At 66.8% G+C, this 14,206-nt stretch carries 11 protein-coding genes; 4 read left to right on the forward strand and 7 right to left on the reverse strand.

What is annotated here, in order from left to right; all coding sequences use genetic code 11:
• The 4 genes from CIHUM_RS07205 to CIHUM_RS07220 are packed head-to-tail and all read left to right on the forward strand — an operon-like array spanning window position 1 to window position 6,325.
• A complete protein-coding gene (locus tag CIHUM_RS07205) occupies window positions 1–1,254 on the forward strand; it encodes an amidohydrolase (RefSeq protein WP_034998617.1) in 1,254 nt (417 codons plus the stop codon).
• Between the two features lie 52 nt (window positions 1,255–1,306).
• Window positions 1,307–3,691, forward strand: a complete 2,385-nt coding sequence (locus CIHUM_RS07210; protein WP_034998615.1) for a glycogen/starch/alpha-glucan phosphorylase — start codon at window positions 1,307–1,309, stop codon at window positions 3,689–3,691.
• A 59-nt stretch (window positions 3,692–3,750) separates the two neighbouring features.
• Complete coding sequence (locus CIHUM_RS07215) at window positions 3,751–5,592, forward strand: chorismate-binding protein (RefSeq protein ID WP_034998613.1); 1,842 nt, start codon at window positions 3,751–3,753, stop codon at window positions 5,590–5,592.
• Window positions 5,585–6,325 carry an aminotransferase class IV gene (locus CIHUM_RS07220; RefSeq protein WP_034998612.1) on the forward strand — a complete coding sequence of 247 codons (741 nt, stop codon included), beginning with the start codon at window positions 5,585–5,587 and terminating at the stop codon, window positions 6,323–6,325. Before CIHUM_RS07215 ends, CIHUM_RS07220 begins: the two co-directional genes overlap by 8 nt.
• A 38-nt stretch (window positions 6,326–6,363) precedes the next feature.
• On the opposite strand, the gene CIHUM_RS07225 is transcribed toward CIHUM_RS07220, so the two are convergent.
• The 7 genes from CIHUM_RS07225 to CIHUM_RS07255 are packed head-to-tail and all read right to left on the reverse strand — an operon-like array spanning window position 6,364 to window position 14,202.
• Window positions 6,364–8,775, reverse strand: a complete 2,412-nt coding sequence (locus tag CIHUM_RS07225) for an excinuclease ABC subunit UvrA (protein WP_034998610.1) — start codon at window positions 8,773–8,775, stop codon at window positions 6,364–6,366.
• A gap of 18 nt (window positions 8,776–8,793) precedes the next feature.
• Window positions 8,794–10,218 (reverse strand): pyruvate kinase, encoded by a 1,425-nt coding sequence (gene pyk / locus CIHUM_RS07230; RefSeq protein ID WP_034998608.1) that lies wholly within the window; start codon window positions 10,216–10,218, stop codon window positions 8,794–8,796.
• Window positions 10,211–11,161, reverse strand: a complete 951-nt coding sequence (lgt, locus tag CIHUM_RS07235) for a prolipoprotein diacylglyceryl transferase (protein ID WP_074432022.1) — start codon at window positions 11,159–11,161, stop codon at window positions 10,211–10,213. Before lgt ends, pyk begins: the two co-directional genes overlap by 8 nt.
• 26 nt (window positions 11,162–11,187) lie before the next feature.
• A complete protein-coding gene (locus tag CIHUM_RS07240) occupies window positions 11,188–12,006 on the reverse strand; it encodes an indole-3-glycerol phosphate synthase TrpC (RefSeq protein WP_034998605.1) in 819 nt (272 codons plus the stop codon).
• A 44-nt stretch (window positions 12,007–12,050) separates the two neighbouring features.
• On the reverse strand, window positions 12,051–12,752 hold the full coding sequence (locus CIHUM_RS07245; RefSeq protein ID WP_034998603.1) for a TIGR02234 family membrane protein: 702 nt from the start codon (window positions 12,750–12,752) through the stop codon (window positions 12,051–12,053).
• 3 nt (window positions 12,753–12,755) lie between these two features.
• Complete coding sequence (locus CIHUM_RS07250; RefSeq protein ID WP_316244761.1) at window positions 12,756–13,568, reverse strand: inositol monophosphatase family protein; 813 nt, start codon at window positions 13,566–13,568, stop codon at window positions 12,756–12,758.
• A 4-nt stretch (window positions 13,569–13,572) separates the two neighbouring features.
• Window positions 13,573–14,202: a type 1 glutamine amidotransferase family protein gene (locus CIHUM_RS07255; RefSeq protein ID WP_034998601.1), complete on the reverse strand. Its 630-nt coding sequence runs from the start codon at window positions 14,200–14,202 to the stop codon at window positions 13,573–13,575.
• Window positions 14,203–14,206: the final 4 nt, after the last annotated feature.

A 14,206-nucleotide genomic window follows, 5' to 3' on the forward strand; every position in this document is an offset into this window, starting at 1 on the left:
TTGAGTAATATTTCCGAGATTTTGCGCTCCTACTCCGTGGACGAGGTGTGGCAGCGCCGCCTCTACGAGCTGCTGCACGCCAACCCGGAGCTGTCCATGCAGGAGGAGGAGACCTACAGCCGCCTGATGATGGAGCTTTCGCGCTTCGACTGCGAGGTCATCGCCCCCATCGGCAAGTTCGGCATCTGCGCCGTCTTCGAAAACGGCCAGGGCCCGACAGTGATGCACCGCGCGGATTTCGACGGCTTGCCGGTGACCGAGCAGACCGGCGCGCCGTACGCATCCCACACGGTGGCCAAGACTGCCGACGGGCAAACCGTGGGCACCATGCACGCCTGCGGCCACGACATCCACACCACCGCACTGCTGAGCATGTGCGACTTTTTGGACAACACCCGCGAGCAGTGGTCCGGCACGTTCATCGCCCTGTTCCAGCCGGGCGAGGAGATCGGCGCCGGCGCCCAGGACATGGCCGACGGCGGCCTGACCGAGAAGGTGCCCGCCCCGGACGTGGTCTTCGGCCAACACGTCATGCCGGGCCGCGCCGGAGAGGTGATGTCCAAGCCGGGCCCGCAGTTCGCCGCCTGCGACTCCATCCGCATCAAAATCCCGGGTCGCGCCGCTCACGGCTCCATGCCGCACAACGCCATCGACCCCACCTACACCGCGGCGATGATCATTGCCCGCCTGCAGGCGATCGTGGGCCGCGAGGTAGACCCGGCGGACTTCGCCGTGGTCACCGTGGCCAGCATGCACGCCGGCACCACCAACAACATCATCCCGGGTGAGGCCGAGCTGGTGCTCAACTGCCGCTTCTACTCCGACCGGGTCAAGGCGAAGGTCTACTCCGCCATCAAGCGCGTGGTCCACGCCGAGGTGCTGGCCTCCGGCTCGCTGGAACAGGCCATGATCTCCTTTTTCGCCCACGGCGAGCTGCTGGACAACGACGAGGAAGTGTTCACCCGCGTGCGCGAGCAGTTCGACGGCGTCTTCGGCGACGCCTCCGTCACTGCCGACCCGAAGACCGTCTCCGAGGACTTCCCCGTCATCGGCCAGGCATACGGCGCGCCGTACTTCTTCTGGCTCGTCGGCTGCACGCCTCACGACGTGTGGGACAAGGCCATGGAAGAAGACCGCGTCGGCGAGGACGTGCCCGTCAACCACATGTCCACCTTCCTGCCGGAGTACGAACCCACCATCGACGCCTCCACCCGCGCGGGACTGACCGCCGCGCTGAGCTACCTGGCCAAGTAGCGCGGCCGCGGTCACCTGCACACACCCGGCAGCGCCGGTACGCTCGGGAGACATGACTGCATCTCAGCCAGCATTCGAGCAGACCGTCGAGGGCCACGTCCGTAGCTTCTCCGGCCGCGCGCCGCAGGACTCCACGGTGAAGAAGTTCTGGACGGGCCTGTCCGCCGCCACTGTCGAGCAGATCGCCGACAACTGGGCGAAAACCCGCAACACGTACAAGACCACCCGCCGTGCGGCGTACTTCTCGGCGGAGTTCCTGGAGGGTCGGGCGCTGCTGAATAACCTGACTAACCTTGGGCTCGTCGATAAGGCGAAAGCAATTGCGGAGGACAACGGCTTCGAGCTTTCAGACGTGCTGGAGGCCGAGCACGATGCCGCCCTGGGCAACGGCGGCCTGGGGCGCCTGGCCGCCTGCTTCCTCGATTCCGCCGCCGAGCAGGACTTCCCGCTGACCGGCTACGGCCTGCTCTACCGCTACGGGCTGTTCCGCCAGGAGTTCGAGGACGGCTTCCAGCGCGAGCACCCGGACGCGTGGAAGGAGTCGTTCTACCCCTTCATCATCCGCCGCGGTTCCGAGCAGCGCATTGTGAAGTTCGACGACATGCACGTGCGCGCCATCCCGTACGACATGCCGATCACCGGCTACGGCACGGACAACGTGGGCACGCTGCGCCTGTGGGACGCCTCCCCGATCGCCGAGTTCGACTACGACGCGTTCAACTCCCAGCGCTTCGCCGACGCGATCCTTGAGCGCGAGGCAGTCCACGACATCACGCGCGTGCTCTACCCCAACGACTCCACCTACGCCGGCAAGCTGCTTCGCGTTCGCCAGCAGTACTTCTTCTGCTCCGCATCGCTGCAGGAACTCATCGACGATTACATCGCCGCCCACGGCGACGACCTGCGCAACTTCCACAAATACAACTCCATCCAGCTCAACGACACCCACCCGGTGCTGGGCATCCCGGAGCTGATGCGCCTGCTAATGGACGAGCACGGCCTCGGCTGGGACGACGCCTGGGAGGTGACAACTCACACGTTCGCCTACACCAACCACACGGTGCTGCAGGAGGCGCTGGAGACGTGGGAGGAGTCCATCTTCAAGCAGCTGTTCTGGCGCATTTGGGAGATCGTGGAGGAAATCGACCGCCGCTACCGCCTGGACATGGAGTCCCGCGGCGTGGACGCGGACACGGCGCACCACTACTCCCCGGTGCACGACGGGCGCGTGCACATGGCGTGGATCGCCTGCTACGCCTCCTACTCCGTCAACGGCGTGGCGGCGCTACACACGGAGATCATCAAACGCGACACGCTCGGCTTCTGGCACGGCCTTTACCCGGAGCGCTTCAACAGCAAAACCAACGGTGTCACGCCGCGCCGCTGGCTGCGCATGTGCAACCCCCGCCTGTCCGCACTGCTGGATCGCCTCGCCGGTTCCGACGAGTGGGTCACCGACCTGGACAAACTCAAGGAGCTTCGCCCGCTTATGGACGACCCAAAGGTGCTCAGCGAACTCCGCGACATCAAGTCGGCGAACAAGCGCGACTTCGCGGAGTGGATCGCCGCCCGCCAGGGTGTGGAGATCGACCCGGACTCCATCTTTGATACACAGATCAAGCGCCTGCACGAGTACAAGCGACAGTTGATGAACGCGCTGTACATCCTGGATTTGTACTTCCGCATCACGGTCGACGGCGAGCAGGACGTGCCGAAGCGCACCTTCATCTTCGGCGCGAAGGCCGCCCCCGGCTACGTCACGGCCAAGGGCATCATCAAGCTCATCAACACCATCGCGGAGCTTGTGAACAACGACCCGGATGCCTCGAAGTACATCCACGTGGTGTTCGTGGAGAACTACAACGTCTCGCCTGCAGAGCAGATCATTCCCGCCACCGACGTCTCCGAGCAGATCTCCACCGCCGGCAAAGAAGCTTCGGGCACGTCGAACATGAAGTTCATGATGAACGGCGCGCTCACCCTGGGCACCATGGACGGCGCGAACGTGGAGATCGTCGACGCTGTCGGCGAGGACAACGCCTACATCTTCGGCGCCCGCGAGGAGGAGCTGCCGGAGCTGAAGGCGCACTACAACCCGCGCCAGGTGGCCGAACAGACCCCGGGACTTATGCGCGCCCTCGACGCGCTCGTGGACGGCACGTTGGACGACCGCGGCACCGGCGCCTTCCACGACATCCGCGCCTCGCTTCTGGAGGACAACGGCTACGGCGAGCAGGACGTCTACTACGTCCTCGGCGATTTCGCCGCCTACCGCGAGGCCCGCGACCGCATGGCCGCGGACTACTACGCCGACCCGGACGGGTGGGCGCGCAAGTGCTGGATCAACATCTGCGAGTCCGGCCGCTTCTCCTCCGACCGCACGATCCGCGACTACGCCGAGGATGTGTGGAAGATCGAGCCCACCCCGATCAGCTAACGAGTCGCGCACCATGCGCTTCAAGGTGACGCTGTCACCCTCTATACGATCACGGCACAATGATTCTGCTCGTTGACAATTACGACTCATATACATTCAACCTCGCCCACCTGGTCGCGCAGGCCGCCGGCCACGAGCCCCTGGTGGTCCCCGCGGGCGAGGCCGCTGATCTTCCTCAGCGTGTGCGCGCCGGCGAGTTCAGCCACGTTGTCATCTCCCCCGGCCCCGGCACCCCGGAGCGCGAGGAGGATTTCGGCGCGTCCCGGCGCGTCATCGAAGCAGCCGCCGACGCCGACATTCCGCTGCTCGGCGTGTGCTTGGGCCACCAGGGCTTGGCCATGCTGGCCGGTGCGGCCGTGACCCGCGCGCCTGAGCCGCGCCACGGGTTTGTCTCCACCGTCACCCATTCCGGCGAAGGCATCTTTGCCGGCATCCCGCAGGATTTTGAGGTGGTGCGCTACCACTCGCTTCACGTTGACAAGGTCCCCGGCATCACCGTCCACGCCCGCAGCGAGGACGGCGTCATCCAGGCGCTTAAGGTCGACGGGTTGAATCACTGGGGCGTGCAATTCCACCCCGAGTCGGTGCTCACCCAGCACGGCGCGGCGATCATGCGCAATTTTCTCGGCGGCTGGCGCCTGCTCCACCGCGAGGTGCCCGGCGTGCTCGACTGCCAGCGGGTATTCAACGCCATCAGGTGCGACGGCAACGACGCGTTCTTCCTCGACTCCGCCGACGCGCGCGGGCGTTTCTCCATCCTCGGCGACACCGCGGGAACGCTGTCGCGCTCCATGAGCTATTCGCTTGACGACGGCAACGTGCTCGACACCCTCGACGCCGAACTGTCCACCCCAGTTGTTGATGCGCCCGACCTGCCGTTTAACGGCGGGTGGATCGGGTACTTGGGCTACGAGTGCGCGCAGCTGACCATGCCGATTACGCTGCGCCACCACTCGCCCTACCCGGACGCGTATTTCGTGCGCCCGCAGTCATTCATCGTCTACGACCACCAGGCCGAAACCGCGCACCTGTGCGCCCTGGCGGGTGACGGCGATACCGGCTTGCTCGACCGGCTGGAGCAGGCATTGAAGGGGGCGGAGGGGGCCGGAGGGACGTCGATAGGCGAAGGCTCCTGGAGCAACCCGGACTACCTGGGCAGCATCGAGCAGGCCCAGGAGTTGCTCCGCGCGGGCGAGAGTTACGAGGTGTGCTTAACCGACACCTACACCGCCGAAGCGACCGGTGATATTTACCGCCAGCTGCGCGAACACAACCCCGCGCCGTACGCCGCGCACCTGATCTTCGACGGCGTGGAGGTCGCCAGTGCCTCGCCCGAGCGCTTCCTCACCGTGCGCGGCCGCGAGGTGGAGGCCAAACCGATCAAGGGCACCATCGCCGCCGACCAGGATCCCGCGCTGCTTGACGACGACAAAACCCGCGCCGAAAACCTCATGATCGTGGACCTGTTGCGCAACGACCTTGCCCGCGTCTGCGAACCGGGCACCGTGCGCGTGCCCGGGCTGATGCAGGTGGAGTCGTACGCGACGGTGCACCAGTTGGTTTCCACCATTACCGGGCATCTGCGCGAGGGCCACACTGCCGTCGACGCGGTGCGCGCGACGTTCCCGCCTGGCTCCATGACCGGCGCGCCGAAACTGCGCACCTGCGAAATCATCGACCGCTTAGAGACCTCCCCGCGCGGCGTCTACTCCGGCGCGCTGGGCTACTTCGGCTTCGACGGTCAGGCCGACCTGTCGGTGGTCATCCGCACCGCCGTGCGCGCCGGCGACACTATCACCGTGGGCGCGGGCGACGCGATCGTGCTCGCCTCCGACCCCGAGTCCGAACTCGCCGAGCGCAACCTCAAGGCCCAGTCCGTGTTGGGAGCATGGGATGCGTAGGTACGCCTGGCGCGGCGACTTCGTCGAGTGCGACGTCCCCGACGGCCCCCTCGATGTGGCCGACTCGTGGCGCCACTCGAACGGCCGCACCAACGGTCTTCACCTGCACCTGGAGCGTTTCGCCCGATCTGCTGGACCGCTGCCCGACGGGTTCGTCGACAAGCTCATGCCGCTGCTGCGAGACGGCGAGCTGTTTCCCCGCATCGCGTTGTCGCAGGGGCTTTTGCTTCTCGACGTCCGCCCCGCCCCTCCCCCTCGCTCGTCTACCACGTTGACGTACACGCAGGCTCCCGACCCGCGCACCCAGCCCGAGGTGAAGGGCCCCGACTTCGCCGCATTTCACGCATACCGTTCGCGGTACCAGGTGGAGGGCACGGACGACACGGTGATCGTCGATAAGCATGGCTCCATGCTGGAGACCACCACCGGCGCGCTCGTGATGTGGGACGGCGACACCCTGTGCGTTCCCGACGGAGTGTGGCTGCCGAGTATCACCCTGCACCAGGTTGTTTCGAGGGCTGAACGGCTAGGTATTCGCATCGAGCGGCGTCGGCTCACGCCCGAGCTCGCTTCCGCACACCCCCTGTGGTTCCTCAACTCTCTGCACGGCATCAGCCCGGTTCGCGAACTGCACGTCGGCGACACCGTGATCACTTCCCCGGCACACCCTTGTTTCGACGAGTGGCGCGACTGGTGGTGGGGCGGCTTCACGGTCGAATGGCCCGGATGCTGAAAAAACTATGCAGCTGCATAGTCCCCACACCCAGCGACCTACGCCGACGGCTCGGCGAGCACCTTCCCGGTCGCGGTATCGCGCTCGGCCAGCTGCGCCGGGGTGCCGGTGGCGACGATCTGCCCGCCGTCGGCGCCAGCGCCCGGGCCCATCTCGATCACGCGGTCGGCCTGAGCGATTACGGAGAGGTCGTGCTCGACCACGATCACGGTCTGTCCCGCGTCGACCAGGCTGTTGAGTTCTTGCACCAGCAGAGCAACGTCGGCGGGGTGCAAACCTGTGGTCGGCTCGTCCAACAAGTACACGGTGTGGCCCCGGCGCGAGTTGCGGGAGCGCTGCAGCTCCGTGGCCAGCTTGATGCGTTGCGCCTCGCCGCCGGAAAGTTCTGGCGCGCCCTGGCCGAGGCGCAGGTAGCCCAGCCCCACCGCCTGCAGGGTTTCCACGGCGCGAAGGATCTTCGGCTCGTTAGCGAACACGTCCGCGGCTTCGTCGACAGTCAGCTCCAGCACTTCCGCAATAGTCAGGCCCTCCCACGTCACCTCGAGGGTCTCGTCGTTGTAGCGCGCGCCGCCGCAGTCCGGGCAGGTGGTGTACGACCCAGGCAGGAACACCAGCTCCACCTCGATCTTGCCGGCGCCGCCGCAGGTCGGACACTGGCCTTGCTTCACGTTGTAAGAAAAGCGCGACACGGTCCACTTGCGCCGCTTCGCCTCGTCGGTGCCGGCGAACAGTTTGCGCACACCGTCGAAAAGCCCGGTGTAGGTGGCCAGCGTCGAGCGCGGCGTGCGCCCGATGGGCTTCTGGGTGATCTGCACGACTCGGCTCACCGCGTCGAAGCCTTCTTGCTTATCGACGCCCCACTCGCCGTCCTGCCCCACCTCGTCGTCCTCATCGACGACGGTGGATGCCGCCTCGCGCAGCACCCCGGCGAGCACGGTGCTCACCAGCGTGGACTTGCCGGAGCCGGACACGCCGGCCACGGCGGTGAACTGGCCCATCCCAAACGACACGTTCAATCCATCGATGGAGCGGGCCGAAACGCCGGCCAAAGACAGTTCCCCGGTGGCGGTGCGGGGGTCGTCGTTAAGCGACGGCGCCCGGTGCGCCAGCGCTTTCGCGGTGGGCGCGTCGCCGGTGTACTCGCTGGTGGGGCCGGCATACACCACCTCGCCGCCGCGCTCGCCAGCGAGCGGGCCGACGTCCACGAGATAGTCGGTCTGGGCGACCAGTTCCATGTCGTGCTCGACCAAGAGCACCGAGTTGCCGGCGTCGATGAAGCGGCGGCAAATGTCCAGCACCGCGCCGCGCTCGGCGGGGTGCAGGCCGGCGGACGGCTCGTCCAGCACATACGCCACGCCGAACAGGCCCGAGCGCAGCTGGGCGGACAGGCGGATGCGCTGCAGCTCACCGGCGGACAGCGTCGGCGCGGGACGGTCCAGGCTTAAGTGCGCAAGGCCCAAATCAAGCGCGGACTGCAGGGCGGGCAGGATCTGCTTGAGCAGCAGGTCCTCGGCCGAGCCCTCAGACGGTTCCTGCGCTGCCAGCACCTCGTAGACCTTATCCAACGGCAGGGCACCGAGCTCGTCGATAGGCATCCCTGCGTAGGTGACCTTAAGTGCCTCCGGGTTGAGGCGGCGACCGTGGCAGGTCTCGCACACGCGCGACTCCATGTAGGACAGCACGCGTTTGCGCAGGGTATCCGACTGGGTCTCGGCGAGCGTGTTGGTCAAATACGACGCCACCGAGCGCCACGTGCCCTTGTAGTTGCGCTGGATCTGGTCTTCGCCGCGCAGGGGCTTGACGGTGACCACGGGGCGCTCCTCGGTAAACAGGATCCACTCGCGGTCCTCTTGAGGCAGCTCCTGCCAGGGCGAATCCAGGTCGTAGCCCAGGGTGGCCAGAATGTCGTGGAAGTTTTTGCCGGCCCACGCGCCCGGCCATGCCTGAATGGCCCCGTCCTCGATGGACAGCGTCGGGTCCGGCACCATGGATTTCTCGGTGGGCTCGTGCACCACGCCGGTGCCCTGGCACGTCGGGCACATGCCCTCGGGCGTGTTCGGGGAGAACGAGTCGGAGTACAGCCCCTTTGGGTTGCCGCCGGCGCGCGAGTACAGCAGGCGGATGCTGTTGGACAGCGCGGAGACGGTGCCCACGGTCGAGCGCGCGCCGCCGCCGGAGGTGGACTGCTCCAGCGCCACCGTCGGTGGCAGCCCCTCCACCGAGCCGACCTGCGGATCCACCGCGGAGCCGATCAGGCGGCGGGCGAACGGCGCGACCGATTCGAGGTAGCGGCGCTGGCCCTCGCCGTGGATGGTGCCGAACGCGAGCGAAGACTTGCCGGAGCCGGACACACCGGTCACCGCAACGAGTGTGCCGCGCGGGATGTCCACATCCACGTTGCGGAGGTTGTGCAGGTGGGCGTCGCGAACTTCGATTCCGGTTTCTGGCATGCCCACCAGCCTAACTACTTAGGGGTTGCGCGTGTCCTCGCCGAGTTGGTGGACGTGAATGGTGTTCGTCGTGCCCGCAACACCCGGCGGGGTGCCGGCGACAACGACCATGGTGTCGCCCTCCTTGTACTGCTCCATTGCCAAAAGCTGGCGGTCCACCACCTTGATCATGTCGTCGGTGCTGTGGACCTGCTCGCACAGGAACGTCTCCGCGCCCCACGTCATGGCCAGCTGCGAGCGCACCTGCTGCACCGGCGTGAACACCAGAAGCGGCAGGTCCGGGTGCAGGCGCGCCACGCGGCGTGCGGTGTCGCCGGAGGTGGTGAACGTGACAATCGCGCGTGCGTTGAGGCGGTCGGCGATGTCGTTGGCCGAGTAGGACACCACGCCGCGCTTCGTGCGCGGGATGTGGTTCAGCGGCGGCACGCTGCCCATGGTCTCGGCGGAGCGGACGATGCGGCTCATGGTGCGCACCACGTTGTGCGGATCGACGCCCACAGACGTCTCGCCCGAGAGCATGACGCCGTCCGCGCCGTCAAGCACCGCGTTGGCCACATCAGACGCCTCGGCGCGCGTCGGGCGCGAGTTCTCAATCATGGAGTCGAGCATCTGCGTAGCGACGATCACCGGCTTGGCATTCTCGCGCGCAATCTGGATCACGCGCTTCTGCACTGCCGGGACCTGCTCGAGCGGGATCTCCACGCCTAGGTCGCCGCGGGCGACCATCACTGCGTCGAACGCGAGGATGATGGATTCCAGCGCGTCCACAGCCTCGGGCTTTTCAAGCTTGGCGACGACAGGCACACGCCGGCCGACCTCATCCATGATCTCGTGGACCTGCTCCACATCCGCCGGAGAACGCACGAACGACAGGGCGATAATGTCCACGCCGAGCTCGAGCGCGAAGCGCAGATCAGCCTTGTCCTTCTCGCTCAGCGCCGGCACGGAGATGTCCATGCCCGGAAGCGAGACACCCTTGTTGTTGGACACCGGGCCGCCCTCGGTGACGCGGCAGACCACGTCGTTGCCGTCAACCTCGGTGCAGACCAGGCCAACTTTGCCGTCGTCCACGAGCAGGCGGTCGCCCGGCTTCGCGTCCTGGGCGAGCTGCTTGTAGGTGGTGGACACGCGGTCGTGCGTGCCTTCGACGTCGTCCACGGTGATGCGGACAGTCTCGCCGGTTTCCCAGTAGGTCTTGCCGTCGCCTTCAAAGCGGCCGAGGCGGATCTTCGGCCCCTGCAGGTCCGCCAGGATGCCCACGGCGTGGCCGGTTTCGTCGGTGGCCTCGCGGACCCAGCGGTAATTCTGTTCGTGGTCCGGGTAGTCGCCGTGCGAGAAGTTCAAACGCGCCACGTCCATGCCGTCGCGCACGAGTCCCAAAATCGCATCCTTGCTGGCTACAGCCGGGCCGAGGGTGCAGACGATCTTTGTCCTTCTATCCACGTGTACCAACCTCACCTTCGTAGGTGTCATTCGTGTTCTTCAGCGCCCCACGGTACTCCCGATCCTGGGAGTCTGCCGTGGGCGCTCGGTTGTACTCCGGGTCCACCTCCTCCGGGGTCTCCCTGCCCTTTTGCAGCATGAAGAAGACCACCACGGCGACGATGAACAAGATGGCGGACACCCACGTGTTCACGCGCAGGCCGAGGATCAGGTTCGCCTCGTCGCGGCGCATGAACTCGATGAAGAAGCGGCCCAGCGTGTAGCCGGCCACGTACAGCCAGAACACACGGCCGTGGCCGAGACGGAAGCGGCGATCCGCCCAGATGAGCACGAAAAACACCGCCACGTTCCAGATCAGCTCGTAGAGGAACGTCGGGTGCACGCTCGCGATCACCTCGCCGGTGGAGCGGCCCGTCAACGGGGCGTACTGGCCGGCTTCGTTCACGCGGTAGTAGATATCCAGCGCCCACGGCACATTCGTCTCCGCGCCGTAGAGCTCCTGGTTGAAGTAGTTGCCCAACCGGCCGATGCCCTGGGCGAGGATCACCGACGGCGCGATCGCGTCCGCAAGCGGTGCAATCGGCAATCCCTTGCGCCGCATCATCACCCACACCGCCAAAGCGCCGAGCGCGACCGCGCCGATGATGCCTAGGCCACCTGCGGTGATGTTGAAGGCCTGCCAGGGGTTTTTGCCCTCGCCGAAGTACTTCTGGTGGTCCGTGATCACGTGGTACAGGCGCCCGCCGATGATGCCGGCGGGGATGATCACAATCGCTGCGTCCCACACCGTCTCCGGGTTGCCGCCGCGCGCTTTGTAGCGGCGCAGCGAGATCGCCATCGCGACGATGATGCCGGTGATGATGCACAGCGCGTAGGCGCGGATGGGAATGGGACCGAGGTACCACACGCCCTGCGGCGGCGACGGGATGTTAGCCAAGTTCAGCGTTTGCACGCCAAACAGTGTGCCATTTAGCGTCGCGACGGGCACGCGGGGTGCTGGCCTGCGGTGGCCAGCGAGCGCGTCGCCGAGAGCACATCGCCGGCGGCCATGACGGCCTCCGCCGCGAGCACGGCGTCCGCGCCGCAGGAGGCTGCGTTGATCAGATCGCGCGGGGTGGACACGCCGCCCAGACTAATTTTGATTACCTCGCTGGGAAGACCGGGCGCGATCTCGGCGAAGGCGTTGCGGTTCAAATTGTTGGTGTCGAAAGTCCAGGAGTTCACCGCCACGACGGTCACGCCCGCGCGCAGCGCTCGGTCCGCCTCCTCCGGGGTGCGCACCTCCGCCACGGCGGCTATGCCGAGGGACTCGGCGCGGTCCAGCAGCGCCTCGAAGCGGGCCTGGTCCAAGATGCCCACCTGCAGCGGGATGGCGTCGGCGCCGTAGCAGCGGGCCTCGTGAATCTGGTACGGGTCCACGATCACGTCGCGGCACACCATCGGCAGTTCCACCGCTGCCCTGGCCTGGGCCATGTCTGCCAGGGAGCCGTCGAAACGCAACCGTTCCGTCTGGCACGCGATGAGGTGGGCTCCACCGGCCTCGATGTTTTGCGCCAGCGCCTCGATGCTGGAATGCCCCGCGCCGGTGGGACCGAAGACCGGAGAGTTGCGCTTGATCTCCACGATCAAGCTGCAGCCATGACGCAAAAGCGCCGCCCGGGCGTCCCGGGTCGGCGCCATATCGCGCGAGCGCGCTTTGATCTCTTTGAAGGAAACGGCGGCCTCACGCTTGGCAACGTCGCGAAGCACACCAGCGACGACATCGTCGAGTGTGCTCGGTGCCGGCATGGCTACCTCCCAGTTGCAAGGGGCCTGGCCTGTCACGGATAAGGCTAGCGGGTGGACTTCGAGGATCGGAAATCCGGTCCGCCCCCGCCGCCGCGCGGATCGGTCGGATCAATATCTGCGCTGATCGCGTCCCACAGCACACGGCCGGACTGGGGGTCCTCCTCCAAGTCCTCGCGCACCTTCTCCCGGCGCACCGTTTCCTTCTCGTACTTGTTCTGCCGCGGCGAATCCTCGCCCGGCCGCGCGACCAGCAGCACCCCGCCGGCCAGTCCGAGCACCGCCGCCACCAGCGCCAACCCGGGGCCGAACGCTTGCGTCGTAGTAGAGGTGATATCCGCCCACTGCGCAATCGCCGGCGCGGAATTGCCCTGCTGCGCCTCGTCCGCACCCGCCGTGAGCAGAGCGTGCACACGCTCCGGATCCGCCCCGCCAACCAGCAAACGCACCGCCGGCACCGCCAAGCCCACGGACGCCACTGCGCAGATGGCGCCGATGACGCGGCGGCCGAGACGTCGTAAAGCAAATGCCGCGACCATCCCTGCGAGCAGCAGCACGGCAATAGCACCGGTCTCCGTGGACCAGTCCGCACCGTTGACACTTGCCTCGCCGCCGCCGGAGATGTCTTCGACGAATTCCGCGCGCACCCAATCCATCCGCGAGCTGATCCAGGTCAGCGCGCCCGCGACACCAAGTGCGACCGCCCCTTTGCGGGCGGCCTTCTTGTCTGGTTGTGCAGCTGTAGTCATGCGTTAAGCCTCCTCGCCCGCATCATTTTGGACCGTTTGTAGCGCCTCCATCACCGCGGCGTGGGCTTTGGCGGTGCCCACCACAGCCCCAACCTTGCTGGGCTTCCACGGCGTGCCGTCGCCGGCGGTGGCCACCGCTCCCGCGCTGCGCGCCAGCAGGATGCCCGCGGAGTTATCCCACACGTGCGGCGAGAAACTCACCGCGGCCTGGTAGATACCTTGAGCCGCAAACGCAAGGTCGATGCCCACCGAGCCGGAAATCCGCGGACGCAGGTGCGCCCGCGCCAGCTCGCCGGCCAGGTCCAGACGCTGGCTGGTCGGCATACGTCTGCGGTCGCGGGAGTGCAGGGAGCCGACGCCCACGTGCGGCGCGGACGTGGCCGCGCTCACCGGCGGCAGCGCCGCGCCGTTGAGGTGCACCGGCTCGCCGTCGATGGCTGTCATGCGCATCTCCAGCAGCGGCGCATCCACCACCGCCACCACCGGCTGCCGCTCCACCAGCAGGGAGACCAGGATCGCGCAGTTGGGGTTGCCAGTGGAATAGTTCGACGTACCGTCGATGGGGTCCACCACCCAGCAGGCGTGCTCGTCCAGTTCGCCGCCCTGCTCCTCACCGAACACGCCGATGCCGGTCGCGCCGGTGAGCTTGTCGCGCAAAAGTTCCTCCACCGCCAGGTCCGCGGCGGTAGCGAAGTCGCCAGAGCCTTTGTGCAGGGCGGGCGCGGCCCCGAGTTCGTTGACGAAGATCTCTCGGGCAGCGTCAACCGCCGCCTCCGCGGCCTGCAGGTGGCCCATCAGCTCCGTCATACCCGTCATCGCGCTACCCCAGCTGGGCGATCCAGTTTCGTAGCACGCCGGCGCCAGCCTCGCCGGAGGCCTCGGGGTGGAAACGCGTCGCCCACAGTGGGCCGTTTTCCACCGCGGCGAGCACCTCGCCCGCCCAGCTCAGCTTGGGGTAGGCAATGAACTCGTCCTCTTGCAGCTCAAAGTTGCGGGCGCCGGTGGCAGCGTTGAACTCGAATTCCTGCGCACCGTCAAGCATCAGCGAACCCTGCGCAGGCGCAACCTCCGCTCGTTCAACGGGGGCATCTAGCTTCTCGACGCCTCCCGGCCACTCCCCGAACCCAGCCGCGCCATCCGCGCCGCGCTCGAACAGCGCGTCCATGGCGGCGCCAACCACAAGCACCGGGCGCGAACCGGCGAGGCGCTGCCCCACAACGCGGTCCGCCTGGGCTTTGTGCAGAGCACGCAGCGCCTCGGCGGCATCAACGGAGACGGCAATAACGAGACCATCCGCGGCGACGGCATTCGCCGGGTCAGAGGTGACCTCCGTGTCCACACCTTCAGCCCGCAACGCAGCGTGCAGCGCCGTCACCGCGGGATCCGCGCCCGCAAACGGGTCGAACACCGCAACAGCGGCAGTTTTCGGGCTGGAGGTTGTCTCGCTCATAGGT

Source organism: Corynebacterium ihumii, from assembly GCF_028609825.1.
Taxonomy (GTDB): domain Bacteria; phylum Actinomycetota; class Actinomycetes; order Mycobacteriales; family Mycobacteriaceae; genus Corynebacterium; species Corynebacterium afermentans.

Coding starts and splice junctions, on each gene's coding strand:
- CIHUM_RS07220 (WP_034998612.1), top strand. CDS start 5,585: ATGCGTAGGTACGCCTGGCGCGGCGACTTCGTCGAGTGCGACGTCCCC.
- CIHUM_RS07245 (WP_034998603.1), bottom strand. CDS start 12,752: ATGACTACAGCTGCACAACCAGACAAGAAGGCCGCCCGCAAAGGGGCG.
- CIHUM_RS07255 (WP_034998601.1), bottom strand. CDS start 14,202: ATGAGCGAGACAACCTCCAGCCCGAAAACTGCCGCTGTTGCGGTGTTC.
- CIHUM_RS07215 (WP_034998613.1), top strand. CDS start 3,751: ATGATTCTGCTCGTTGACAATTACGACTCATATACATTCAACCTCGCC.
- CIHUM_RS07240 (WP_034998605.1), bottom strand. CDS start 12,006: ATGCCGGCACCGAGCACACTCGACGATGTCGTCGCTGGTGTGCTTCGC.
- CIHUM_RS07250 (WP_316244761.1), bottom strand. CDS start 13,568: ATGACGGGTATGACGGAGCTGATGGGCCACCTGCAGGCCGCGGAGGCG.
- CIHUM_RS07210 (WP_034998615.1), top strand. CDS start 1,307: ATGACTGCATCTCAGCCAGCATTCGAGCAGACCGTCGAGGGCCACGTC.
- CIHUM_RS07225 (WP_034998610.1), bottom strand. CDS start 8,775: ATGCCAGAAACCGGAATCGAAGTTCGCGACGCCCACCTGCACAACCTC.